General features: G+C 75.8%; 16 protein-coding genes and 1 pseudogene. 8 read left to right on the top strand and 9 right to left on the bottom strand.

Going from position 1 to position 23,612, the window contains the following annotated elements:
* Positions 1-51 precede the first annotated feature (51 nt).
* Positions 52-1,077 carry an L-tyrosine/L-tryptophan isonitrile synthase family protein gene (locus ACZ6Y7_RS09170; protein ID WP_465757213.1) on the top strand — a complete coding sequence of 342 codons (1,026 nt, stop codon included), beginning with the start codon at positions 52-54 and terminating at the stop codon, positions 1,075-1,077.
* Positions 1,078-1,108: 31 nt separating this feature from the next.
* On the opposite strand, the gene ACZ6Y7_RS09165 is transcribed toward ACZ6Y7_RS09170, so the two are convergent.
* The 3 genes from ACZ6Y7_RS09165 to ACZ6Y7_RS09155 all read right to left on the bottom strand — a co-directional run bounded on the left by ACZ6Y7_RS09165 (position 1,109) and on the right by ACZ6Y7_RS09155 (position 4,212).
* Positions 1,109-1,912: an ABC transporter ATP-binding protein gene (locus tag ACZ6Y7_RS09165; protein ID WP_465757212.1), complete on the bottom strand. Its 804-nt coding sequence runs from the start codon at positions 1,910-1,912 to the stop codon at positions 1,109-1,111.
* Positions 1,909-2,943, bottom strand: a complete 1,035-nt coding sequence (locus ACZ6Y7_RS09160) for a FecCD family ABC transporter permease (protein WP_465757502.1) — start codon at positions 2,941-2,943, stop codon at positions 1,909-1,911. Before ACZ6Y7_RS09160 ends, ACZ6Y7_RS09165 begins: the two co-directional genes overlap by 4 nt.
* Positions 2,944-3,129: 186 nt before the next feature.
* Positions 3,130-4,212: an ABC transporter substrate-binding protein gene (locus tag ACZ6Y7_RS09155; RefSeq protein ID WP_465757211.1), complete on the bottom strand. Its 1,083-nt coding sequence runs from the start codon at positions 4,210-4,212 to the stop codon at positions 3,130-3,132.
* 275 nt (positions 4,213-4,487) lie between these two features.
* Between ACZ6Y7_RS09155 and ACZ6Y7_RS09150 the strand changes: the two are divergent.
* Together ACZ6Y7_RS09150 and ACZ6Y7_RS09145 are read left to right on the top strand one after the other, a co-directional pair.
* Positions 4,488-5,063, top strand: a pseudogene (locus ACZ6Y7_RS09150) (helical backbone metal receptor); the annotation flags it as partial.
* Positions 5,061-5,510: a transglycosylase SLT domain-containing protein gene (locus ACZ6Y7_RS09145; protein WP_465757501.1), complete on the top strand. Its 450-nt coding sequence runs from the start codon at positions 5,061-5,063 to the stop codon at positions 5,508-5,510. The pseudogene ACZ6Y7_RS09150 and the gene ACZ6Y7_RS09145, both read left to right, overlap by 3 nt.
* Positions 5,511-5,604: 94 nt before the next feature.
* On the opposite strand, the gene ACZ6Y7_RS09140 is transcribed toward ACZ6Y7_RS09145, so the two are convergent.
* From ACZ6Y7_RS09140 to ACZ6Y7_RS09130, 3 genes are all read right to left on the bottom strand, one after another.
* Positions 5,605-7,845, bottom strand: coding sequence for a hypothetical protein (locus tag ACZ6Y7_RS09140; protein ID WP_465757210.1), 2,241 nt, complete (start codon positions 7,843-7,845; stop codon positions 5,605-5,607).
* Between the two features lie 207 nt (positions 7,846-8,052).
* Positions 8,053-9,639, bottom strand: a complete 1,587-nt coding sequence (locus tag ACZ6Y7_RS09135) for a lipase maturation factor family protein (protein WP_465757209.1) — start codon at positions 9,637-9,639, stop codon at positions 8,053-8,055.
* A gap of 392 nt (positions 9,640-10,031) precedes the next feature.
* Positions 10,032-11,108 (bottom strand): GAF domain-containing protein, encoded by a 1,077-nt coding sequence (locus tag ACZ6Y7_RS09130; RefSeq protein WP_465757208.1) that lies wholly within the window; start codon positions 11,106-11,108, stop codon positions 10,032-10,034.
* Between the two features lie 427 nt (positions 11,109-11,535).
* Between ACZ6Y7_RS09130 and ACZ6Y7_RS09125 the strand changes: the two genes are divergently transcribed.
* The 5 genes from ACZ6Y7_RS09125 to ACZ6Y7_RS09105 all read left to right on the top strand — a co-directional run bounded on the left by ACZ6Y7_RS09125 (position 11,536) and on the right by ACZ6Y7_RS09105 (position 17,008).
* Entirely contained in the window at positions 11,536-12,807 is a 1,272-nt protein-coding gene (locus tag ACZ6Y7_RS09125; protein WP_465757207.1) for an acyl-CoA dehydrogenase family protein, read from the top strand.
* Between the two features lie 415 nt (positions 12,808-13,222).
* The gene (locus ACZ6Y7_RS09120; RefSeq protein WP_465757206.1) at positions 13,223-15,445 is read left to right on the top strand and encodes a sensor histidine kinase; all 2,223 of its coding nucleotides are present in this window, start codon (positions 13,223-13,225) and stop codon (positions 15,443-15,445) included.
* Positions 15,445-15,876, top strand: coding sequence for a roadblock/LC7 domain-containing protein (locus ACZ6Y7_RS09115; RefSeq protein WP_402209789.1), 432 nt, complete (start codon positions 15,445-15,447; stop codon positions 15,874-15,876). Before ACZ6Y7_RS09120 ends, ACZ6Y7_RS09115 begins: the two co-directional genes overlap by 1 nt.
* Positions 15,873-16,256, top strand: a complete 384-nt coding sequence (locus ACZ6Y7_RS09110) for a DUF742 domain-containing protein (RefSeq protein WP_402209787.1) — start codon at positions 15,873-15,875, stop codon at positions 16,254-16,256. The genes ACZ6Y7_RS09115 and ACZ6Y7_RS09110 overlap by 4 nt, the downstream gene beginning before the upstream one ends.
* 176 nt (positions 16,257-16,432) lie before the next feature.
* Positions 16,433-17,008 carry a GTP-binding protein gene (locus ACZ6Y7_RS09105; RefSeq protein WP_465757205.1) on the top strand — a complete coding sequence of 192 codons (576 nt, stop codon included), beginning with the start codon at positions 16,433-16,435 and terminating at the stop codon, positions 17,006-17,008.
* A gap of 208 nt (positions 17,009-17,216) precedes the next feature.
* Here ACZ6Y7_RS09105 and ACZ6Y7_RS09100 read toward each other — a convergent pair whose 3' ends face one another.
* The 3 genes from ACZ6Y7_RS09100 to ACZ6Y7_RS09090 form a co-directional block, all read right to left on the bottom strand.
* Positions 17,217-17,669 carry a MarR family winged helix-turn-helix transcriptional regulator gene (locus tag ACZ6Y7_RS09100; protein WP_465757204.1) on the bottom strand — a complete coding sequence of 151 codons (453 nt, stop codon included), beginning with the start codon at positions 17,667-17,669 and terminating at the stop codon, positions 17,217-17,219.
* A gap of 145 nt (positions 17,670-17,814) precedes the next feature.
* Positions 17,815-19,779 (bottom strand): hypothetical protein, encoded by a 1,965-nt coding sequence (locus ACZ6Y7_RS09095; protein ID WP_465757203.1) that lies wholly within the window; start codon positions 19,777-19,779, stop codon positions 17,815-17,817.
* Positions 19,780-19,781: 2 nt separating this feature from the next.
* A complete protein-coding gene (locus ACZ6Y7_RS09090; RefSeq protein WP_465757202.1) occupies positions 19,782-23,612 on the bottom strand; it encodes a vWA domain-containing protein in 3,831 nt (1,276 codons plus the stop codon).

The raw sequence follows: 23,612 nt of genomic DNA, 5'->3' as shown, positions 1-23,612 counted from the left end.
GCTCCGCCCGCCCGAAACCCGTACCGCCCCGCCATCCGTGGAGGACCGACCATGCCGCCCGGCGGCACCGCCACCGCCCCGCACCCCGAGACCAGCACCAGCACCAGCACGCCCCGCACCAGCACAGCGAGCACCAGCGCACCGAGCACCGTCACCGGCAGCACCGACCACGCCGAGCGGCTGGCCGCCCGCATCCTGGGACTGCTGCTGCCGCACCGACGCGCCTGCGACCCGGAGCTCGACGCCCGGCCGGAGCACTTCCCGCTCCAGCTAGCCCAGTTGACGGAGTTCATCGCCGCCGACGAGCCGATCGTGTTCACCCTGCCCGGATTCCCGTGCAAGTCGCCGAACCCCGCGAAGGTGCTCGGCCACCTGCCGGACGAGGGCGAGCGGCTGTCGCTGACCTTCCTCGACCGGCTCTGCGCCGAGATAGGCCGCCACCACGCGCCCGGCGCCCGGATCCTGATCTGCTCGGACGGGCACATCTTCGGCGACCTGATCGACGTCCCGGACGAGCACATCGACGCGTACTCCGACGAGTTGACCGCGATGATCGCCCGCGAACGCCTCGGCCACCTCGCCACCTTCGACCTCCGGGCCGTCCTCGGCGACCTCCCGTACGACGAGAAGCGCGCGCGGGTGCACGAGCGGTACGCCCCCACCGTCGAGGAGCTGCGCGAACAGGTCCTGACCGAGGAGGAGACCCTGCGGCTCTACCGCGGCATCACCCGCTTCCTCACCGAGGACGCCGTCGACTTCCCCGGCACCCGCTCGGCGCTGCAGCGGGAGTGCCGGCGCCGCGCCTACGGGGTGATCCAGCGCAGCCGCGCCTGGGGCGAGTTGATCGCCGAACAGCACCCCAGGGCCGTCCGGCTCTCCATCCACCCGCAGCCGGCGGGTGCGGCGAAGTTCGGCATCCGGCTGCTGGCGGCGGCCGACGTCTGGACCACGCCGTGGCACTCCTCGGTGCTCCACCGGAGAGACGGGAGCTGGGAGTTGCTGCGCAGCGAGGAGGCCGCGAAGCTCGGCCGGCCGGTGCTGCGCGACGGTCGGCCGAGCCACTACGAGGCCTGCTGAGGAACCTTCCGGGGGCGACGGAAGGGGCGGACTACCGCGCCGCCGCCGCGGCCACCGCACCGGCGACCGGGGTGCGGTGGTCGAAGGCGATCAACGGGTCGCCGGTGAGCGGGTGTTCGACCACCGCCGCCCGCACGCCGAAGACCTCCGCCAGCAGCTCGGCGGTCAGCACCTCGCGCGGCGCCCCGGAGGCGACCAGGGCGCCCCGGTGCAGGACGTGCAGCCGGTCGCAGACCGAGGCGGCCGCGTTGAGGTCGTGCAGCGCGACCAGGGTGGTGCGGCGCTGCTCACGCAGCAGGGCGAGCAGCTCCACCTGGTGCCGGACGTCCAGGTGGTTGGTCGGCTCGTCCAGCACCAGGACGTCGGGCTGCTGCGCGAGCGCGCGGGCCAGCAGCACCCGTTGCCGTTCGCCGCCGGAGAGTTCGGCGAACCGGCGGTCGGCGGACGCGGCCATGCCCACCCGGGCCAGCGCCTCGGCGGTGATCCGGTGGTCCTCGGCGTCGTCGGCGGAGAAGGCCCGCTTGTACGGGGTGCGGCCCATCGCGACCACCTCGCGGACGCTCAACTCGAAGTCACCGCCGCGCTCCTGGGGCAGTGCCCCGACGTGCCGGGCGGACTGCGCGGGCTTCAGCTCGGCCAGGTCCCGCCCGGCCAGCAGCACCCGTCCGGCGCTCGGCCGCAGGTGCCGGTAGACGGTGCGCAGCAGGCTGGACTTGCCGCTCCCGTTGGGCCCGACCAGTCCGGCGATCTCCCCCTCCTCGGCGACCAGGTGGACTCCGGCGACGACCGTCCGGCCGGCCAGGGTGACGCTCAGGTCCTCGACGGCGATCCTCACGTGCGCTCCAGTCGTCGGTCCAGCAGGTAGAGCAGGGTGGGGGCGCCGAGGACGGCGGTGACCACGCCGATCGGCAGCTCCTGGCCGTCGAGGGCGGTGCGGGCCACGGTGTCGACGACGACCAGCAGCAGCGCCCCGGTGAGTGCGGACAGGGGCAGCAGGCGCCGGTGGTCGCCGCCGAGGAGCAGCCGGCAGACGTGCGGCACCATGAGCCCGACGAAGCCGATCGCACCGGAGACGGCGACCAGGACGCCGGTGAGCACACTGGTGACGACGAAGACCTCGCGGCGCAGCCGGGTGACGTCCACGCCGAGCCCGGCCGCCGTCTCGTCGCCCATCAGCATCGCGTTGAGCCCCCGGGCGCGGGCCTGCAGCAGGGCCAGGCCGAGCGATACCGCGGCTGCGGGCACGGCGAGTTGGGCCCAGACGGCGCCGCCGAGGCTGCCCATGAGCCAGAACAGCACGCCCCTGGTCTGCTGCTCGTCGCGGGTCTGCAGGACGAGGTAGCTGGTGAGGCCGCCGAGGAACTGGGCGATGCCGATGCCCGCGAGCACCAGTCGCAGCGGAGAGAAGCCGCCGCCGCGTCGGGCCATCAGCCAGACCAGGGAGAACGCGGCGAGCGCGCCGGCGAACGCCGCCAGGGAGACGGTGAGGCCGAGCGCGCTGCCGAAGGAGAGCTGGAGCCCGAGGGCGCTGCCGAGGACGATCGTGGCGACGGCCCCGAGTGAGGCACCGGAGGAGATGCCGAGCAGGTACGGGTCGGCGAGCGGATTGCGGACCAGGGCCTGGACGGCGGTGCCGACCAGGCCGAGTCCGGCTCCCACCACGGCCGCCAACAGGGCCCGTGGAACGCGCAGTTGCCAGACGATGAGGTCGCGGGTGCCGGGTTCGGCGGGCCGCCCGGTGAGGCGGCGGGCGACCACCGACCAGACCTCGCCGGGTGGGAGGTCCACCGAGCCGAGCGAGACGGCCGCGGTCAGTGCGAGCACCAGGGCGACGGCGAGGGCGGCGGCCAGCGGCCCGGCCCGCAGCGTGCGGGCCGGGCGGCGGGTGTCGAGGGCCCGGGCGTGAACGGCCTCGGGGCCGGCGGCGGGATCACCGGCGGCGGGGCCGGCCTCGGAGCCGGCGGCGGCGGGATCAGCGGCGGCAGGATCAGCGGCGGCGGGGCCGGCGGCGTCGGCTTGGTCCCCCTCGGTGCGAGCGGCCGAAGTCACGGTCTACTGGCCGTTCTTGACGAGATCGGGGTGGACGGTCGCGGCGATCTGCCGGACGGCGTCGGCGTTGCGCACGCCCGCGATCGTGGTCACCTCGGAGCCGAGCCGGACGAAGTGGCCCTCCTGGACGGCCTTCAGGCCCTGGGTCGCGGGGAAGCCCTTCAGGAAGGCCTCGGCCTCGTCGAAGGCCTTGCGGGTGGCTTCCTCGCTGCCCCGGTTGCGGACGGCGAGCTGGATCCAGTCCGGGTTCTTGGCGACGACGTCCTCCCAGGAGCCGGGCTTGAAGTCGGCGTCGCAGTCGGCGAACACGTTGCGCGCCCCGGCCTGGGCGATCACCGCGTTGGCGACCTGCCGGCCGCAGACCGCCACCGGCTGCTTGGTGCCGGCGTCGAAGTCGAAGACGAAGTAGCTCGGCCGCTGACCCTCCGGGAGGGACGAGAGCGCCGTGCGGACCTCCCCGACCTGCTTCTCCATCCCGGCCACCAGCTCCTCCGCGCGGGCCGCGGTGCCGGTGACGGCGCCCAGCCGGCGGATGTCGTCCTCGACGCCCGCGAAGTCGGTGCGCGGCGCCTTGGCGGCCTTCGGGGTCCCGGCGCAGGCGGTGGAGAGCAGGAAGACGTGCTGGATTCCGGCCGCCGCGTACTCCTGCTCGCTCGGCCCGGTCGCGCCCCCGCCCATCATCGGCATCGCACTGAAGGTGTCGACGTAGAGGTCGGCGCCGGAGCCGAGCAGCTTCTCCTTGGGGATGGCCTTCTCCCCCAACACCGGGATCCTGCCGCCCTGTTCGGCGAGGTCGGCCGGCAGGGTGCCCTTGCCGGGCGGGAAGCCGGTGCCGATCACCCGGTCCCCGGCACCGAGGCGGAGCAGTAGTTCCAGGCTCGACGCGTTGCTGGTGACGATCTTCGTCGGCGCCTTGGTGATCACGGTCTCGGTGCCCGCGCAGTCGGCGACCTTGACCGGGTAGGCGCCGGCCGGGGCGGCCTGGGCGGTGACGGCGGCGCCCTGTCCACCCCCGCCACCGCTTCCGCAGGCCGTGGCGAACAGGGCGACGGCGGCCGCGATTCCGCAGACAACGCGTGGGCGCATGACAACTCTCCTGGTCGTGGTCCGTGCTCGGGCCCGTGCTGCGGACCCGGACCAGGTAGTCGGACGGCCGGGTCGGCCGGTTCCCGGGAATCACGGCGGCCTTCCGGACATAGGCTGGCCGGATGGCCGACCCCACCGCCCCGCGCGACGACCTCGACCTCCCCGTCCCGCGCGACGACCTCGACCCCACCGCCCCGCGCGACGACCTCGACCCCACCGCCCCGCGCGACGACCTCGGCCTCCCCGTCCCGCTCGGACCGCGCCCGCCCCGCCGGGTGGTCTCGCTGGTGCCCTCGCTGACCGAGGCGGTCGCCGCCACCGCCCCCGGCCTGCTGGTCGGCGCCACCGACTGGTGCAGCCACCCCGCCGACCTGGCCGTTCCCCGGATCGGCGGCACCAAGAACCCGGACGTCCCCCGCGTCCTCGCGCTCGAACCCGACCTGGTGATCGCCAACGACGAGGAGAACCGGCGCCCCGACCTGGACGCGCTGCGGGCGGCCGGCGTCCCGGTCTGGGTCACCGACATCCGCACCCTGGGCGACGCCTTCCGCTCGCTGGACCGGCTGCTGACCGTCGCCTGCCGACTGCCGCGCCCCGCCTGGCTGGACGAGGCCGCGACGGCCTGGGCACCGGTCGGGCCCGACGGGTCGGACACGGCCGTGGGCCCGGCGGAGGGCCCGGCGGAGGGCACGGCGGACCGGGATCCCGACGGCCCCCGCACGATCGTGCCGATCTGGCGCCGCCCCTGGATGGTCCTCGGCCGCGACACCTTCGCCGGGGACCTGCTGCGACGCCTGGGCCTGCGACTGGTGCACGCCGACCACCCCGAGCGCTACCCCGCCGTCCCGCTGCCCGTCAACCTGGTCAAGGCGATCGCCTGGCAGGAGAGCGGCTGGCAGTCCGGCATCCTCGCCTGCGACGGCGGCATCGGCACCATGCAGGTCATGCCGAACACCATCGGCTGGATGAACGGCAAGTACGGCACCACCTCGGACGCCGCCACCCTCGCCGGGAACGTCCAGCTCGGCACCCAGCTGCTCGACTGGCTCGTCGCCTACTACGGCGACTCCTCCTTCGGCGGCACGTACGACCTCTCCCCCGACCCGGCCACCGGCAAGACGCACCTGCTCGACCTGGTCATCGCCGCGTACAACGCGGGCGCGGGCAACGTGCACTACAACGCCGTCACCGACCCGACCACCGGCGAGGTCGTCGGCAGCCTGGTCATCCCCAACCCCGGGTACGTCGCCAACGTGAAGGCCCTGATGGCCGGCCAGCCCTGGAACAAGGCCGGCTGACCCGAGCCCGGAACACGACGGGCCCGGAAAACGAAGGGGCCCGGGACGCGATCCTGCGTCCCGGGCCCGTTCGGTCCGGCGGGCGGGTCCCCGGTCAGCCGCGCGCGGCGGTGACGGCGGCGCCCAGCGCCTCCTTGATCCGGGGGCCGAGACGGGCGAAGCCCAGCTCCTTCATGGCCGCCCGCAGCAGCTCCTCCTCGCTCCGCTCGACCCCGTCGCCGTCCACCCACCGCACGACGGCGAGCAGCTCGTCGGCCGAGTAGGCGGTCACCGGACGACCGGGCGTGAAGTCCGGCTTCGCGGGACGGCCGGAGGCGTCGTCCGCGGCCACCGGCTCAGCGGCGGGCGCCTCGGCGACCTCGGCCTCAGCGGCGGGCTCGACCGCGGCCTCAAGCCCGGCAGGGGGCTGTTCCACGACGGCCCCGGGCTCGACCGCGGACTCCTCCACCGCGGACTCCTCCACCGCTACGGCGACCACCTCGGCCTCGGCAGCCGGCTCCTCGACGACGGCCTCAGCCACCGGCTCGACGGTCTCGGCGGTCTCGGCGGTCTCGGCGGCAGGCTCCTCGACCGCAGCCTCGGCCACCGGCTCGACGGCCGTCTCCTCGGCGACGGGCTCGGCCACGGGCTCGACACCAGCGGACTCCTCGACGACCGGGGCCTCCGCCACGACCGCCTCATCGGCCGCCTCGGCGACCTCGACCTCGGCCGCGGGCTCGACGACCTCGGCCACCGGCTCCTCGGACGCCTCCGCCTCGGCAGTGGGCTCCTCGACCTCGACGCCCCGGTCGGTCTCCTCCGCCACGGCCTCGTCCGCCTCCGCGGCCTCGGCCAGGGCGGCGGTCGCGGCGGCGACCAGGTCGTCGGCGGCCGGGGAGGGAGCCGGGAGGGAGACCACGTCGACCGGGGCCTCCTCCTCCGTCAGCTCCTCCAGCGCGGCCGGCTCGACCTCGGCAGTCGCGGTGTCGGTGTCCGTGTCGGTGTCGGCGTCCGCCGCCGGGGCCGACTCCAGCTCGATCTCAGGCTCCGCCTCCGCCTCGGCCTCAGCTTCGGTCTCCGCCTCGGCCTCGACCTCGGGCGCGGCGGCCTCCTCGACCGCCACCTCGGTGTCGGCGACGACCTCGACCGCGGCGGCCTCCTCGATCGGAGCGGTCACCGAGACCGGGACCTGCTCCACGAGACCGTCCCGCTGTCCGCCCGCCAGCGCCTGACGCGCCGCGGCCTCGGCGTCCGTCGCCTCGGCGTCCGACAGCTCGGTCTCCGACTCCGCGACGTCCGATCCCGCGACGTCCGATCCCGAAGCGTCCGACGCCGCGACGTCCGAGGCCGGAACGCCGGACGCCTCGGTCGCCGTCTGCTCGACGACGGCCGGCTCCGCCAGCCCGTCCCGCTGCCCGCCCGCCAGCGCCTGACGGGCCGCGTACGCGGCCTCGGCGGCGCGGCGGTCGGCCTTGGCGGCGGTGAGTTCGGCGAGCAGTTCGCCGAGGCCGGCCTCCTCCAGGGCGGCGCGCAGGGTGCGGATGGTGGGGAGGCGGTAGAGGGTGCCCTCGTCGGCGGCGAACCGCTCGACCAGGTCGACCAGGTCGCCGAAGGCCAGGCCGTCGAGGTCGTGGTCGGGCAGCAGCCGGGCGAGGTCGCGCAGGCCGGTGGTGATGGCCTCGAAGGCCTGGGCGGTGCGGTCGACCAGGGCGCCGTCGGAGGGCGCGACCGGGAGGGTGCCGGCCGGGGCGAGGGCGGCCCAGGCGCGGCGCTCGATCTCGGCGGAGGCGAGGGCCGCGTGCAGGTCCTCGCGGCGGACCCGGCGGTCGGTGGCGAGGGCGGTGGCCTGCTTGCGCAGCGAGCGGCCGCGCAGCCAGGAGAGCTTGACGCCGTTCTCGCGGCGCCAGGCGCTGTCGGCGGTGGCGGCGGCGAGGGCGCCGAGGTCGGCGTCGTACGCGGCGGGGACGAGGGTGGCGGAGGTGCGGTGCACCCGCTGGAGCAGCTCGACCAGCAGCGCGGTCTTGGCGACGGTGTCCGGCTCGTCCAGCTTGACCTCGGCGGCCAGCGCGGTGACGGCCTCCCAGGTCTGCTGCAGGTCGCGGCCGCGCAGTTCGGCGAGCGCGGTGGAGGCGGCGCGGGCGTCCTCCGGGGTGGCGACGGTGTCGACGGCCGCGTACCAGGCGTGGGTGTCGGCGGTGAGCGTGAAGGCCCCGAGGTCGGCGTAGCGGCCGAGGTCCTCGCGGAGGTCGGGCTCCGCGGCGGCGTCCTGGGGGTCCTTGACGTCTGCGGCGTCGGCGGCGTCGGCGACGTCCGCCGGGTCGGCTGCGTCGGCGTTGCGCGAGTGAAGCACTGTCATGTGAGGTCCGGTTCTGGGCGACGGCGGCGGGGCTGACGACGAGGGGGCGGCGGACCGGGTGCGCGGGGGTGCCCCGGGGGCGGGGCGAGGGGGCGCGCGGTCGGGCTGCCGGTTGTGGAGGCCCAGAATACGGGTGCCCGTTCGAGCCTTGCACGCACCCACCGCCCCGACGGGCCGGTGTCGTATGCCGTACCGCCCGCCTGGCCGCTACTCGGGGGACCCTCCCGGGTGGTCCGGCGCTGGTCCGGACGGGTGCTCCGTGCGCCGACCGGTGGACGGGCCGGGGCGGCGGACGGGCCGTCGGGGCCGTTCCAGCGGGACCTCGCGGACGCCTCGGCGCGGTCGGCCGAGGGGTGGTCGGTACCCGGCCCGGCCGAGGGCGGCCAGGTCGACCGGCGCGAGGTACTCGCTCAGCGCGGTGCGGTGCCACCACGCGCCGGTTTCCCGCAGTTCGCGCCAACCGGTGAACCGGTAGAGGTAGAGGGTCGCCCGGACGTGGGTCGGCGGGGCGTCCGGGAAGGGGTTGTGGCGCAGCAGGCGCAGCGTGGCCGGGTCGCCGGCCAGCAGCCGGGCGACGAAGGGCAGGAACCAGGGGCCGGCGTAGCCGGGGGAGATGCCGGCGAACCACATCAGCCAGTCGAGCCGCAGGTGGTAGGGGGCGTACTGGCGCGGCAGGCGGCGCACGTCGCCCGGTTTGCCCTTGAAGCCGTACTCGCGCCAGACCGTCCGCGGGGTGAGGGCGGCTTCGTCGGTGCCCTCGACCACGACCTCCTGGCGGAGGCGGTTGACGCTGCCGAAGGCGCCGTAGGTGTTGACGAGGTGGAGCCGGTTGAAGGAGCGGTTCATGACCTGGCCCCGGGAGACCATGTTCCGCACCGGCCAGTAGCTGAGGACGGCGACGGACGCGGTCAGCGCGATCACCAGTGCTTCGTACCAGACCGGGCTGCCGGGGTAGCGGCGGGCGTGGACGGGCAGGCCGAGGCGGGCGGGTTCGACGGCGGCGACGGCGAGGGTGACGGTGAGCCAGTTGAGCCAGGCGAAGTTGCCGGAGGCGATCAGCCACAGCTGGGTGGCGATGACGGCGCAGGCGGCGTAGCTCGCGACGGGCTGTGGCAGGAGCAGGCCGACCGGTACGACGAGTTGGACGACGTGGTTGGCGGCGACCTCGACCCGGTGCAGCGGGTCGGGCAGGTGGTGGAAGAACCAGCTGAGCGGCCCCGGCATCGGCTGGGTCTCGTGGTGGTAGCGCAGGCAGGTCAGGTCGCGCCAGCAGCTGTCGCCGCGCAGTTTGATCAGTCCGGCGCCGAACTCGACCCGGAAGACCAGCCAGCGCATCAGCCACAGCACGAGGGTGGGCGGGGCGGTGTCGGCGTTGCCCAGGAAGGCGGCGAGGAAGCCGGCTTCGAGCAGCAGGGACTCCCAGCCGAAGGAGTACCAGGTCTGCCCGACGTTGACGACGGAGAGGTAGAGGACCCAGAGCACCGCCCAGAGCGGGACGGAGGCCCAGAGCGGGACGGCGTCGCCGAGCCCGGCCGTCACGGCGGCGGCGAGGGCGGCCCCGCTCCAGGCGACGACGGCGAAGAAGCGGTCGCTGTAGTGGAGGTGGAACAGGCTGGGCGAGCGGCGGAACGGGACGCGGGCGGTGAAGCGGGGCACCGGCAGCATGCCGTCCGTGCCGATGAGGGCGCGGAACTGCGCGGCGGCGTTGAGGAATCCGATCAGGTAGAGCGCGGCGAGCAGGCGTTGGACGATCAGCCGGCTCGGCCAGTAGTCGGGGGCGGCGAACCAGTCCATGCGGCCCATGCCTACCACCGCCGCCCGGCGGACGGGTCCGGCCGGGGCGCGGGCGGGGGACGGTTCACCCGCTCGGACCGGCCGGACCGCGCGACGCCGCACGGCCGGGGTGCCCGCCCGGGCCCGGCCCCGGACGGCGCGATGGCGGGGAGCCCCTCCTCGGGGGCGAGGGGCTCCCCGCCACGGTGGCGGGCAGGACGGGCGCCGCGGTGGGCACCGGTCGTGCGGACGGCGCGGGTGCCGCAGGTGCCGCGGGTCGGACGAGCAATGCGGGTAATACGGGCGAACCAGCCGGTACGGACGGACGGCAGGACGGGCGGACGGGCGGACGGGCGGACGGACGGGAGGAGGCGCAGCCGCGCGGGACGACGGGCGGGCGGGCGGGCGGCAGTTCAGCTCGGCAGGACGAGTCCGGTCCCACCCGGGACGCCGGGGCGGCCGGTCGGGGTCGCGGCGCCGTTCTGCTGCAGCCGGTCGACCAGCAGCGCGGCCAGCGTGCCGAGCTCCTCCTCCGTGCGGGACTGGGCGGTGACGTCCATGCCCACCGTGAGGACGCCGTTGACCTGGCCGGTGCGCGCGGCGCGCATCGGGGTGCAGGTGAAGCTGAAGATCTGCTGGATCCGCTGGGCCTCGGGGCGGTTCGACTGCACCCGGACGTCGTTCAGCACGGTGGCGCGGCCGGTGTGGTACGCCTCCGCGACGGCCTGCTGGAGGCCGGCCGCTCCGAGCTGCGGGTAGGCCTGCCCGATCGAGCCGTACGCCACCGGGGCGCCGAAGGTGTCGGCGTGCTGGGCGTTGGCGTAGCGGATCTCCTGGCCGGGACCGTCGGTGAGCATGATGGGGAACGGGGAGCCGTCGAAGGCGGCGAACATCTCCTGCTGCTGGGCGAGCAGGTTGTCGCGCAGGCGGATCTCGGAGAGCAGCGCCTCGGCGAGGTGCTGGATGTCGCGCAGCCGCTCGCGGCCCCACTGCCGGGGTTCCCGGTCGAGGACGCAGACGGTGCCGATGACGGTCTTGGTGTCGTCGACGAGCGGGGCGCCGAGGTAGGCCCGGACGCCCAGTTCGTCGACGACCGGGTTTCCGGCGAACCGGGGGTAGGCGAGGATGTCGTCCAGCGCGAGGGGCGAGCGCTGGGCGACCACGTGCGGGCAGAAGCCGTGGCTGAGGGGCATCTGCCGGGTGGGGAGGTCGAAGGCGATGCCCCGGTCCGCCCAGGAGGCCCCCTCTTCGGCCGCGATCTCGGGCGAGCTTGGCGGAATGTAGAGCCCCCGGAACATCTGGCGCTCGTCGTTGATGAAGTTGACCATCGCGATGGGAGCGCGGGTGATGCTGGCTGCCAGGTGCGCGAAGCGGTCGAAGGCCTCGTCCGCGGACGGTTCGTTGAGACCCAGGCTGCGCAGCCTGCGAGTCCGCTCGGACTCCCCGGCGGCACCCGGGAACTGGCCTTGAGTGCTCATCACATCAGTCATGGCGCACATGTAATCAGACATTCGGGCTCTTCGGTGCTACCGGTACCGGCCACCCAGCTTGCTGATGGCCAGTCAAAGCCGCATGTGAGCGGCCGTTCACCGGCCGCAACGAAGGGGAAGATCATTTCCCCGCCCGCGCCGGACTCAAACACACCAGCGAGAAGGCCGACTCGAATCCCGCCAATCCAAGATCGACTCTGCCCGGAGGGGCACCCCCATACGACAATGAGCCCTGCCGAAGACACGGACGGTATTCGCCCCCTCTCGGGGCGGAGCCGCTCCAGGGTCCGCAGCACCGATTGCACGGGGGCGATCGGCCCGCCCCATCCCCACAGCTCCACCGGGTTCCACCGGTTCCACTGGGGCGGCCGCGGCATCGACGGCGCGAACGGAGGGCACGACACCCGCTGCAACGAGAGGACCGACCATGGCGATGGACTACTTCACCGACGAACGGCACGAGAGCCTCCGGGCGGAAGTGCGTGAGTTCGCGGAGAAGGAGGTTCGGCCGCAGGTGGCCAGAATGGAGGCCGACCGGGAAGTCGAGTTCGAGCTCTCGCGGGAGATCGCGCGGCGGGGCTGGATCGGTGTGACCATCCCCAGGGAGTTCGGCGGTCTGGGCCTCGGCCACCTCGCCAAGACCATCATCGTGGAGGAACTGGCCCGGGTCAGCGGCGCGATGGGCGCCGTGGCGCAGGCCTCCCAGCTCGGTGTCGCCAAGGTCATCCACTTCGGCTCGGACGTCCAGCGGCGCAAGTGGCTGCCGAAGTTCGCCTCCGGCGCGTCCCTGCCGACCATCGCGGTCACCGAGCCGGAGTCGGGCGGCCACGTGCTGGGCATGACCGGCTCGGCCCGCCGCGAGGGCAACGAGTACGTGCTGAACGGCCGCAAGTGGTTCGTCGGCAACTCCCACATCGGCGACGTGCACGGCGTGGTCCTGCGCACCGGCCAGGGCAGCGGCGGGCTCTCCGCCTTCCTGGTCGAGAGCGACCGCCCCGGCTTCCGCACCGGCGACCTCGGCAGCCAGGGCGGCCTGCACGGCTTCAGCTTCGGCGAACTCGTCTTCGAGGACTGCCGCATCCCGGTCGGCAACCGGCTGGGCGCCGAGGGGCAGGGCCTGGACGTCGCCTACTCCTCCTCCACCCTGTACGGCCGCCTCAACCTGGGCGCCGTCGCGCTCGGCATCCACGTGGCGATCGTCGAGGAGGTCGTGCGGTACGCGGAGGAGCGGGTGCTGTACGGCCGGCCGCTCAACCAGCTGAACAGCGTCGCGCTCAAGCTGGGCGAGCTGCAGTCCCGGCTGATGACCGCCAAACTGGCCGCGTACCACGCCTCGCACCTGCTCGACAACGGCAAGGCCTGCGACGCCGAGCTGATGAACGCCAAGCTCATCAACACCGAGTACGCGCTGGACTCGGCCCGCAGCGCGATGGAGATCCTCGCCGCCCGCGGCACCCAGGAGGAGTTCAACATCATGCGCTACCTGCGCGACGCCACCCACGTCTACGCCCCGGCCGGCACCTCGGACGTCCAGCGGCTGCGGCTCGGCCAGGTCGCCTCCGGCACCTACGGCAAGCAGTGGTCGGCCGAGCTGTCCGACCTGGCGAGCTGGGCGTGGACCGAGCTGAAGGAGCTGGAGGCTGCGGAGGAGCGGGTCCAGCGGGGCGGACGGGTGGTCCCGATCCCGCTGGCCAGCTGACCCGCCCCCGGTCGGGCGGGAGGACGGCGGACGTTCGCCGCAGGATCGTTTGACCTGTTCCTGACGACTCTCCGGGGGCCCGACTCGCCCCCGGAGAGTCGTCCGGCCCTCCCCGCAAACATGCTCCGAGCTGCTGCGATCCGTCGGCGAACAGATCCGCGCGACGGATCCGCCGACGCCGCCCTCCGCTTACATATCGTCAGTTGATGTTGCGATAAGGCCACCTGGGACTGATAGGTTTCCTGCCGTCGGCGGCCGTGGCCGCATTCGGCCCGGACGGTGACACTGCGTCACCTCGCCCGGCGACCCCGGCCTCGGCGCCCTGAACCCGCCCGGGCCACCCGGGCCGTACGGGCCGACCCACCGTTCGGACCCGAGCCCCGGCCCGCAACTCGGCCCTGCACCAAGGAATCAGATGCCAGGCATATCGGCCCCCCGCACGGGCCACCGCGCCGGCCGGTCCGGCTCCCTCCGCAGCTCCCTCCTCGCCCTCGTCCTGGTCCCCAGCCTCGGCCTCGCCGCCGCCTGGGGCTACGCCGCCTACCTGCTGCGCGACGCCGGGAACCGCACCGCGGTGCTGGCCGGCAGTGCCGCCGTCGCCGTGGTCCTGCTGTTCAGCCTGATCCGCGGCGTCCGGGCCGCCCGGACGCTGTCCGGCCGGCTGTCCGGACTGCGCGCCGACACCCTCGCCCTCGCCCAGCAGGAGATCCCCGAGGTGGTCGGGCGGCTGCGCGCCGGGGAGCCCGTGCCCACCCCGCCCGCCTGGGCGCCCTCCCGCCGGATCGGCGACGAGGTCCAGCAGACCGCCGACGGCCTCGCCGCCGTCCGCCAGGCCGCCGTCGCCGCCATCGTCCACCAGGCCCAGGGCCGCGAGGGGACGAAGAAGGTCTTCCTCAACATCGCCCGCCGCACCCAGATCCTGATCCACCGCCAGATCAGCATGCTGGACGCGCTGGAGCGCGAGCACGAGGAACCCGAGCTGCTGCGCGAACTGTTCGCGGTCGACCACCTGGCCACCCGGATGCGGCGCAACGCCGAGAACCTGGTCATCCTCGGCGGCGCGCTGCCCGCCCGCCGCTGGCGCAACGCCGTACCCGTCGTCAACGTGCTGCGCAGCGCCGTCTCCGAGACCGAGAACTACGCCCGCGTCGTCGTCCAGGGCGTGCCCAGGGCCTCGCTCAGCGGACAGGCCGTCGCCGACGTCATCCACCTGACCGCCGAGCTGATCGAGAACGGCACCACCTTCTCCCCGCCGTACACCCAGGTGCAGGTCTCCGCGCAGGAAGTGCCCAAGGGCCTGGCGGTCGAGGTCGAGGACCGCGGCCTCGGCATGACCGAGGACGAGTACGAGCGCCTCAACGCGTACCTGGCCAACCCGCCCGAGCTGGACGTCTCCGCGCTCGGCGACGACCTGCGCCTCGGCCTGTTCGTGGTCGCGCGGCTGGCCGCCCGGCACGACATCCAGGTCACCCTGCGGCCGTCGCCGTACGGCGGCACCCGGGCCGTGGTGCTGGTGCCCTCGGTGCTGCTGGAGCAGCCCGAGCAGCCGGCCGCGGTGCCCGGGCTGCCCTCCGGCGCGCGGGTCACCCGCACCCCGGTGGCGGAGGCCCGGCCGAGCGCGGACGGGAGCGTCCGGGGCCCCGGGGGCGTCGGGGACCTCGGGGACGTCGACGAGGAGCTCTCGGGCACGCTGGCCGGGGTGCTCGGCGGGCTGCTGGGCAACGGGCCCGCGGGGCCTGCCGCTTCGGAGGCTCCACCGGTCGTCGGCGGTGCCGCCGGGATCGGCGGTGCGGCGGGCATCGGTGCGCCGGGTGCGGGTGACGGCGTCGTGCGGAGCGCGGGTGACGGCGGCGTGAGCGCCGACGCGCTGCTCGGTCCGGGGTCCGGAGGCGGTCCGGCGGAGGGAGCGGGCGGTACGGCGGACGGTGGTCCGGCGCTGCCCCCCAACGGCGGCCTGCCCGTCGGCGCCGAGATCCCCGGGCTGCCCGGGGCCGTGGTCGTCCCCCGGCCCGCCATGCCGCGCCCTTACGAACTCCCGGTCGCCGTCCCGGCGGACGCCGTGCCGGACACCGGAGCGGGCGCCGTGCCGGACACCGGAGCGGGCGCCGTGCCGGACACCGGAGCGGGCGCCGTGCCGGAGGGGGTGCCGGGCGCCCGGCCGAGCGGTGTGCCGGACGCGCTGCCGGGCGGCGTGCCCTCCCCGTTCGACGGGGTCCCCGCCGACCGCTCCGCGCCCACCCACGAACGCCCGCGGGAGGACCGGGTGGAGCACGGCCCGGACGGCGAACTGCGCACCCCGCGGGTCCTGCCGCAGCGGGTCCGCAACGCCAGCCTCGCCGAGCAGCTCCGCGAGGCCAACGCGCCCGGCGCGATGCTGCCGCCGTCCGTCGGCCGCTCCGCCCCCGTCGCCCCGACCGTGCCGTCCGTCCCGGCCGCCCCCCGGTACGGCGGTGCCGACGCCGCCGCCGAGGACCCCTCGCCGCAGCGCTCCCGCGCCACCATGGCCGCCATCCAGCGCGGCACCCGGACCGCCCGCGCGGCCGACACCGAACCGGGCGACCCGGCCTCGCCCGCGCCCGCCGCCCCGCACACCCCGGCCGCACCTTCCGCCGCTCAGGACGCCAAGGAACAGCAGTGATGACGCAGCACACCGAAACCCAGCGCGACCTCAACTGGCTGCTGGACCAGCTGGTCGCGCGGGTCCCCGAGACCCGGCACGCCATCGTCCTCTCGGAGGACGGCCTGCTGGTCGGCACGTCCCAGGGCCTGGACCGGGCCGACGCCGAGCACCTGTCCGCCGTCGCCTCCGGCCTGCAGAGCCTGGCCCGCGGCGCCGGTCACCGCTTCAACGGCGGGCGGGTCCGGCAGACCGTGGTCGAGATGGACCAGCTGTTCCTGTTCGTCACCACCGCCGGTCAGGGCGCCCGGCTCGCCGTCCTCACCAGCGAGCAGGTGGACGCCGGGCTGATGGCCTACGAGATCAACATGCTGGTCAAACAGGTCGGCCAGTACCTCACCGCGGCGCCGCGCAGCGACGCCGGCCAGGCCGGCGCGGGCGGCGGTGCGTGACCACCGCCGACGCCGACGAGGGCTGGTTCTACGACAAGGACGCCGGCCACCTGGTCCGCCCTTACGCGATCACCAACGGGCGCACCGGCCCGGTCCGTGACGGGTTCGCGCTGATCACCCTGGTGGTCACCGCCGACCCGCGCACCGACACCACCCGGTTGGCGCCCGAACCGGCCGCGATCATCGACCTGTGCCGCGAACGCCCGCTGGCCGTGGCCGAGATCGCGGCCACCCTCGACCTGCCCGTCAGCGTGGTCAAGGTGCTGCTGGACGACCTCGCCGAGGCCCGGCTGATCCTCACCCGCGCCCCGGTCCAGCTCGCCGAGGCGCCGGACATCTCGCTGATCCAGGCCGTGATCGAGGGCGTCAGACGGCTCTGACGGGCGTCCGCCGGACGTCGGACGGTCCTCGGGCGGACGTCCGGCGCACGGGCGTTCCGTGCTCCCGTCCCCGTCGGCGCTGCTCTCGGCGACCGACGGGGCGTCCCTCCGCCGGCGGCCGCGGCCGCACCGGTCGGGGCCCACCGTTCTCCCAGCACACTTCCAGGAGACCCGAATTGACGACCCAGAGCCTGGTGCCGGGCGCGGTCAAGATCCTCGTCGCCGGTGGCTTCGGCGTCGGGAAGACCACCATGGTCGGTTCCGTCAGCGAGATCGAACCGCTGCAGACCGAGGAACGGATGACCCGCGCCAGCATCGGGGTCGACAGCCTCGACGGCGTCCAGGACAAGTCCACCACCACGGTGGCCATGGACTTCGGGCGGATCACCGTCCACGAGGACCTGGTGCTCTACCTCTTCGGTACGCCCGGGCAGTTCCGGTTCTGGTTCATGTGGGACGACCTCGCGCTCGGCGCCCTCGGGGCGATCATCCTCGCCGACACCCGTCGGCTCGAATCCAGCTTCGCCGCCGTGGACTTCTTCGAGCAGCGGGGCATCCCGTTCGCGATCGGCGTCAACTGCTTCCACGGCCGCCGCGAGGCCACCCCCGAGGAGGTCCGCCGCGCCCTCGACCTCGGGCCGGAGGTCCCGGTCGTGCTGTGCGACGTCCGGGAGCGGGCGTCCAGCAAGGAACTGCTGCTCGCCCTGCTCGACCACGTGCACCGCACCGCCCTGGCCGCCGGGCGGCGCTGAGGGCGCCGGACGGGGGGCGGGCGGACGGGCGGACCGGCGGACGGGCGGGCGGACCGGCGGGCGGACCGGCGGCCCGCCGGAAGCCGCTGGGGGCGTGGAAGGCCGCTCGGGAGCTTCGCGGGCCTCGGCAGCCGCAGGAGCCGCAGGAGGCACACGAGCCCCGGGAGCCTCGGGAGCCTCGGGAGCCGAGGCGGCTTCGGCTGCCGGTTCAGGCGTGCGCCGGGTCGAGTTCGGCGAGCGAGGTGACCAGCGGCGCCAGCTCCGGGACCTCGGTGGCCCGGGCCAGGACCTCCTCCAGCGCGGCGTCGTGCACCGGACGGGCGGCCGCCAGCAGGTCGCGGCCCTGGGGCGTCAGCTCCGTGTAGATGCCGCGCCGGTCGTCCGCGCAGAGGTAGCGGCTCAGCAGGGCACGGTCCTCCAGACGGCTGACCAGCCGGGTGGTCGCGCTGCTGCTCAGCGCCGCCGCGCGGGCCAGCTGCTGCATCCGCATGTGCCAGCCGTCCTGGCGCGAGAGCGCCTCCAGCACCGTGTACTCGACCACCGACAGCTTGCACTCGGCCTGCAGCGCCTTCTCCAACGCGGCGTCGATCATTCCGTGCAGCGCGGCGAGCGTGCGCCAGCCGCGGGCCCGGATCTCGGCCGCGTCGTCCCGGATCCCCATGACGCGCCGTCCTTTCCGCTGCGCTGCGGCACCGCGGGCGCTTCCGCGCTGCCGCTCCGCCGTACCGGCTGGTGAGTGCCTCCCTTCCCGTCAGTATGCCAGTCCGCGCGGATTACCGGTCCGTGCAACCAGTTCGTCCCGGGGTTCACCCCTCCCCTTCCCAGGCCGCCGAGCACAGCGCCGTCGCCAGTTCCTCGGTGTACCAGGCGGCCGCCAACCAGGCGGTGGCGAAGGCGTCGTGGTCGTCCGCGACGATCCGGCCGAAGACGTCGCGCCGCTGGTTCGCCGCGGCGGCCCGCAAGCCGTCCAGGAGCTCGGCGGCGGTGGACAGCCCGGCGGCGCGCAGCAGGCCCCGGTCGGCCGCCGCCGTGGCCCGGCTCGGGGCGAGCGCGTGCCGGCCGGTGGTGACCGTCTGCTCCACCCGACGGCCGAGCACATGGACCGGCGGGCCGGCGGGCGCGGGCGGCCCCGGCTGCCCCCCGGCCGGCAACGCGCCGCCCCCCGCCGGGGCCACGAGGTCGGTGGTCCGCAGGTCGGCCGTCTGAAGGTGTTCGAGGCCGAGGTTGACCCGGCCCGCGAGGTCGGCGGGGAGCGCGAGCGGGTCCGGGGCCTTTGGGGGCGCGCCGATCGCGAGCAGCCGCAGCACCGGACGGTCGGCGCGCTCCAGTCGGCCGATCACCCGCAGCCGCAGCCCTGGGGCGGTGGCGAGCAGCGCGAGGTTCGCGCGGAAGGGCAGCCCGGGGTGTTCGATCGCCGGCCGCAGGGCGAGCACCGGGCCGTCCTCCGCCCACTGTGCCGACAACTGCGGCGCCCCGCCCGGCCCGCCGGGGGCGGCGCCGAGCAGCGTCACGTCCAGGAACAGCAGATCGCTCCCGGCCGGTCGGCTCTCGTACGGCTGGTCCAGCGCCGCCAGCGCCCGCTCCACCTGCACGGCCGCCGGGACCGACCACAGCCGGGCCGCCGGCTCCGCCGTCCACGCCGCGCCCGCCGCCCGGACCGCCCGGACGGCCGCGCCCGCGCCCAGCCGCCCGGAGGCCGACCTGGTGGCGCCCTGGACGGCCAGCCCGGCGCGGCTGAACTCGCGGTGGCTGAGTGCCGCGTCACCCAGGCGGAGCGTCCGGTTGCCCGCCCCGACCGCCTGCGGGGCGGCCGCCGCCGCGTCCTGGTGCGGCATGACCTCGGCGATCGTGCTGAGGCGCCCGGTGGCGTCCACCGCCCAGCTGACGACGCCCGCGTGGGTCGCCGTCAGCACCGGCTCGGCGAACAGCCCGTAGAGGCGCAGGCCGCCCTCCTCCCGGTAGCTCTGCCGCGCGGTGCCGCGCAGCTCGGCGACCGGCCCGGTACCGGCCGTCAGCGCGGTGGTGAGGCCGAGCAGCTCCCGCAGTCCGGCCACCAGGTCCGCCAACCGGTGGTCGGGCGCGCCGGACCGGGCCGCGCGGACCCTGGTCGCCACCGCGACGCCCGCCGCGGCCGGGCGGTGCAGGCCCGCGAGCCGGGCCCGGTGGGCGGCCCGCAGCAGCTCCGCCTGGGCCACCGCGCCCGCGCCGCCCACCCCGGCGGCGAGGACGGCGGCCGCGGCCCGGTGGAGGTGCCGGGCGGCGGCCAGCTCGACGGCGGTGAGGGGCGCCTGCGGAGTGGCCGGTCCCGCGGGGGCGGCCGACCCGGCGGGGCCGGTCGGTGACGGCGTGTCGGTCGGCCCCGTGGCCGTTGCCGCTGAACCCGGTTCGGCCGTCGCGATCGGATCGGTCAGCGCGGTCGGACCGGGCGTCGCGGTCGGATCGGTCAGCGCGGTCGGTTCGGCCGGATCGGTCAGCTCGGCGATCGGGCAGAGGGTGACGGCTGCGGCCCGGTGCACGCAGGCCGGGGCCAGCAGGCAGCCGCAGCGGACGTCCGCCTGGCCGGCGACCACCCCACCCGGGGCGTGCAGGACGAGCGTCGTCTCCTCGTCCACCTCCACCCGCCACTCGTCGCCGTCGCGGACCACCGGACGGTCCGCCAGCTTCGCCGCCGCGCCGTCCAACCGCTTCTGCAGCCGGGCGCTCAGCCCGGCCACCACCTCGGCGACCACCTCCGGCCGCACCGCGGGCCAGTCGTTCGTCCGCCCCGTCACGCTCATCGCACCTTCTCCCCCACCCAGCGGGCCAGTTCCAGCGGGCTCAACGCCGCCACGGGCATGCCGGCCGCGACCAACTGGCCCGCGACCGCCTTCGAGTAGCGGGCCGTCCCGGTGTCGTCCAGCGCCGCGCAGCCGAGCACGTGCACGCCGGAGTCCACCAGTGCCCTGGTCTGGGCCAGCAGCCCGGAGACCGGCCCGCCCTCCTCGAAGTCGCTGACCACCGCGACCAGCGTGCGGGACGGCACCGTCACCAGCTCCCGCGCGTAGCGCAGACCGCGCGCGATGCTGGTGCCGCCGCCGATCCGTACCTCCAGCAGCAGGCTCAGCGGGTCCTCCACGCGCTCGGTGAGGTCCACGACCTCGGTGGAGAACGCCACGAAGTGGGTGGTCAGCGAGGGCACCCCGGCGAGGATCGAGGCCGTCAGCGCGGCCCAGACCGTGGAGGCCTCCATCGATCCGGAGACGTCCACCACCAGGATCAGCCGCCAGTCGTTGGCCTGCCGCGCCCTCGTCCGGAACACCGGGCGCTCGGGCACGATCAGTGTGCCGCCCTCCGGCGTGGGACGGGCGGTTGCCAGGTTCGCCCGGATGGTCCGGTCCAGGTCCAGACCGCCGCCCGGCCGGCGGGACGGCCGCGGCACGGCGATCCCGGTCAGCGCCGGGCGCAGCCTGGTCGCCAGCTCCCGGGACAGCTCGTCCACCAGGCGCCGCACCAGCGGGCGCAGCCGCGCCACCCGGGCCTCGGGCAGGCCGCCCGCGTGCTCCAGGACGGTGCGCAGCAGGTCGACCGAGGGGCGGACGGCGGAAGGGTCGATCGCCTCCAGGACGTCGTCGCGGCCCCGCGCGACCGCGGCGGCCAGCACCTCCTCCCGCAGGCCCGGGCCGAACAGCGCCTCCAGCTCCTCCGCCCACTCCCGCACCCCGGGGTAGGGGGCCTCGCGGCCGCCCCGGTCGCCCCGGCTCTCCAGGCCGGGGCCGGAGCCCTCGCCGCGGCCGGTGCCGTACAACTCGTCCAGGGCGGTGGCCAGTCGGGAGCTGCGGCCGCTCAGGCCGCCGCTGCCGGGCCGGCCGAGGAGCAGCCGCCAGCGCTCGGCGGGGGAGAGGGCGTGCCGGGACTCGCCGGTCCGTACGGGAGCGGGCTGCGGCGCGGGCGCCACCGTCGGCTCCGGCGTGCTGGGAGGGGCCTCCGCCGGGAGCAGGCCCCGGCGGGCCAGCGCGGCGCGGGCCGCGAGGTCCGCGCGCACCCAGCGTGCGACCACGGCGGGGGCGGTCTCCTCGGGCAACGCGGTGAGCCGGGCGCCCAGTTGCTCCTCGACCAGGGCCAGCAACCGGTCGCGGGCGGCGGGGCTGAGCGTGTCGAAGCCGCCGCGCAAGGCGGGCAGCCGGTCCAGGAAGGCGCTGTCGGACAGCGAGGTGACCCGCTCCAGCACCGGTTCGAGCGCCTCCGGCGCGGAGTCGAACAGCCCCTCCGCGGCCGTCAACAGGCCCACCAGCGCCCGGCCGAGCGCGTGCCTCGCCTGCGGCCCGGTGGCCCCGTCCACCCAGGACGCGGCCCGACCGCCCAACGCGCCGGCCGGCTCCTGCCCGAGCAGCACCCGCACGGCTCCGGCCGCTCCCCGTACCAACGGGCTGCCCTGCTCGGCGAGTTCGGCCAGCACGTAGGCCAGCCGCACCCCGCCCAGTCGGTCCGCCCGCCGCACCAACTCCACCAGCGCCCGGGCGTCCTGCGGATCGTCCGACCCGCCCAGCCCCTCCAACTGCCGCACCGCGGCGACCGTCAGCACCTCCCCCGCCTCGGCCAACGGCCCACCGGGAACGGCGGATCGGGAGGAGGTGGGGGTGGAAGAGGGGGTGGGGGCGGAAGAGGGGGTGGCGGAGGAGGGCGCGGCGGCAGAGCCCTCGGCACCGGCACCGGCGGAGGGCGCGGCGGTGGAGGAGAGCGCGGCGGTGGGGGCGGCACCGGAGGGGGGCCCGACGGCGGAGCCCTCGGCACCGGTACCGGAGGAGGAGGCGGCTGCGGAGGTGAGGGCGGCGGAGGTGGGCGCCGGTGCGGCGGCGACGCCGTCGGCGGTGCCGGGCGGCCCTTCCTCGGCCGGGGTGTGGCCCGGGAAGTGGCCTGCGGTGAGGCGGTCGAGGAGGGCGATGGCGTCCAGGAGTTCGGGGAGGGTGGCGGTGGTGGGGAGGACGGTGGTGAGTTGGGTGAGGCGGGTCTCGGTGAGCGCGGGGAGCGCGCAGGAGGCGGCGGCGGTGAGGCCGTCGATGATCTCGCGCGGGGTGGGGTCGGCGGTGAGACGGGCCCGCAGGGCGCCTTCGGCGGCCTGGGCCGGGGTGACGCCGCGGGTGCCGGCGACGGTGAGCATGGCGGCGGTGGCGGGCGTCCAGTGGAGCTGCCAGCGGGTGCCGAGGGTTTCGGTGCCGCCCGCGCCGGTGGTGGCGACGGGGTCGGCGTAGGGGACGTCGCAGGCGGTGAGGCGGTGGAGGAGGATCTCGCGGCGGCGGTCGAGCGGGCTGCGCAGCGGGTCGAGGCGCAGGTCGCGCGGGCCGGGGTCGGCGGGGCCGGGGAGGCCGAGGTCGGCGAGGAGGCCCTCGACGGCGGGGGCGAGTCCGCTGCGCGGGGCGGCGGGGGTCGGGCGGCCGGTACGGGTGCCGACCAGGACCTGTTCGAGGGCGCGGGCGACGGCCCGGCCGCGGCCGAGGGGTTCGCCCTGGGCGAGGACGGTCTGGACCGCCTCGACGAGCTCCCCGCGGCCGGGGGCGGCGTGGCCGCGCAGCCGGGCGAGGTCGCCGGCCAGGCGGACGATCTCGCGGGCGTCGGCCGGGCCGCTCGGGTGGTCCTGGGTGCGCAGGGCGGCGCAGATCCGGACGGCGGTGGCGGTGAGCGCCTCGGCGAGCCGCTCGGGGTCGCCGGCGGCGTCGAGGACGGTGTGCTGCCACTCCGGGTCGCGGATGCCGGCCGGGTAGCCGGAGCGGGCGTCGAGCAGCGGGTAGGTGTACGGGATCAGGGACAGGACGTGCCCGGGGTCGCCGGGCCGGGGCGGTTCCTCGGTGGCGATCGGCCCGTCCAGCAGGGCGGGGGCGTGGAAGGCGCCGATGACGGCGGCGATCCGGCGCCCGCCGGCCGCGGCGGCCCGGATGCGGGCGCGCATCCAGGCCTCGCGGCGCAGGTCGTACGGGTCGACTCCGGGGCCGGTCTCGGCGTCGCGGCGCAGGGCCCAGCCGACGAGCAGGGCGGCGCGCCGCACGGCTTCCGGAGTGGAACCCGGGGCGGCGGTCTCGACCAGCCGGTCCCACAGGTCCTCGTCGGAGTCGCGGCCGGTGAGGCGGTGGCGCAGGGCGTCGGCGAGGCCGGGGGCGTTCGGGTCGCCGACGGACGACTCCCGGGGGCCGCCGGGGTGCCGGCCCTGCGCGAGGGAGCGGGCGGTGCGCTGGGCGAGCGGGAGGTCGCAGGCGACGGCCTCCACGCCGTTGCGGCGGGCCCACCGCAGGGCGGCGAACTCCGGGGAGAAGTCGGCGAACGGGTAGAAGGCGGGCCCGCCCGCCTCCTCGGGCCCGGCGGGGGCGGCGGCGAGGGCGACCGGGGCTTCGGTCGCCTCGTCCGCGAGCCAGCCGAGCCAAGGCTGGAACTCGGCGGGCAGTTCGACCAGCACCGCCTCGGGCCGGGCCGCGTCGAGCAGCGCGGGGACGACCGCGCTGAGGGACGGCGCGTGGTGGCGCACGCCGATCAGGTAGGGGCCGGGGCGGCCGGCGCCCGAGGCGGCCAGGCGGTCGGCCTCGGTCCGGACCGTCCGGTCCGCGTCGTCCGGGACGCGGGTCTCCGCGCTGCTCAT

Source organism: Kitasatospora sp. NPDC053308, assembly GCF_055585785.1.
This window is presented reverse-complemented; position numbering and strand designations above follow the sequence as displayed.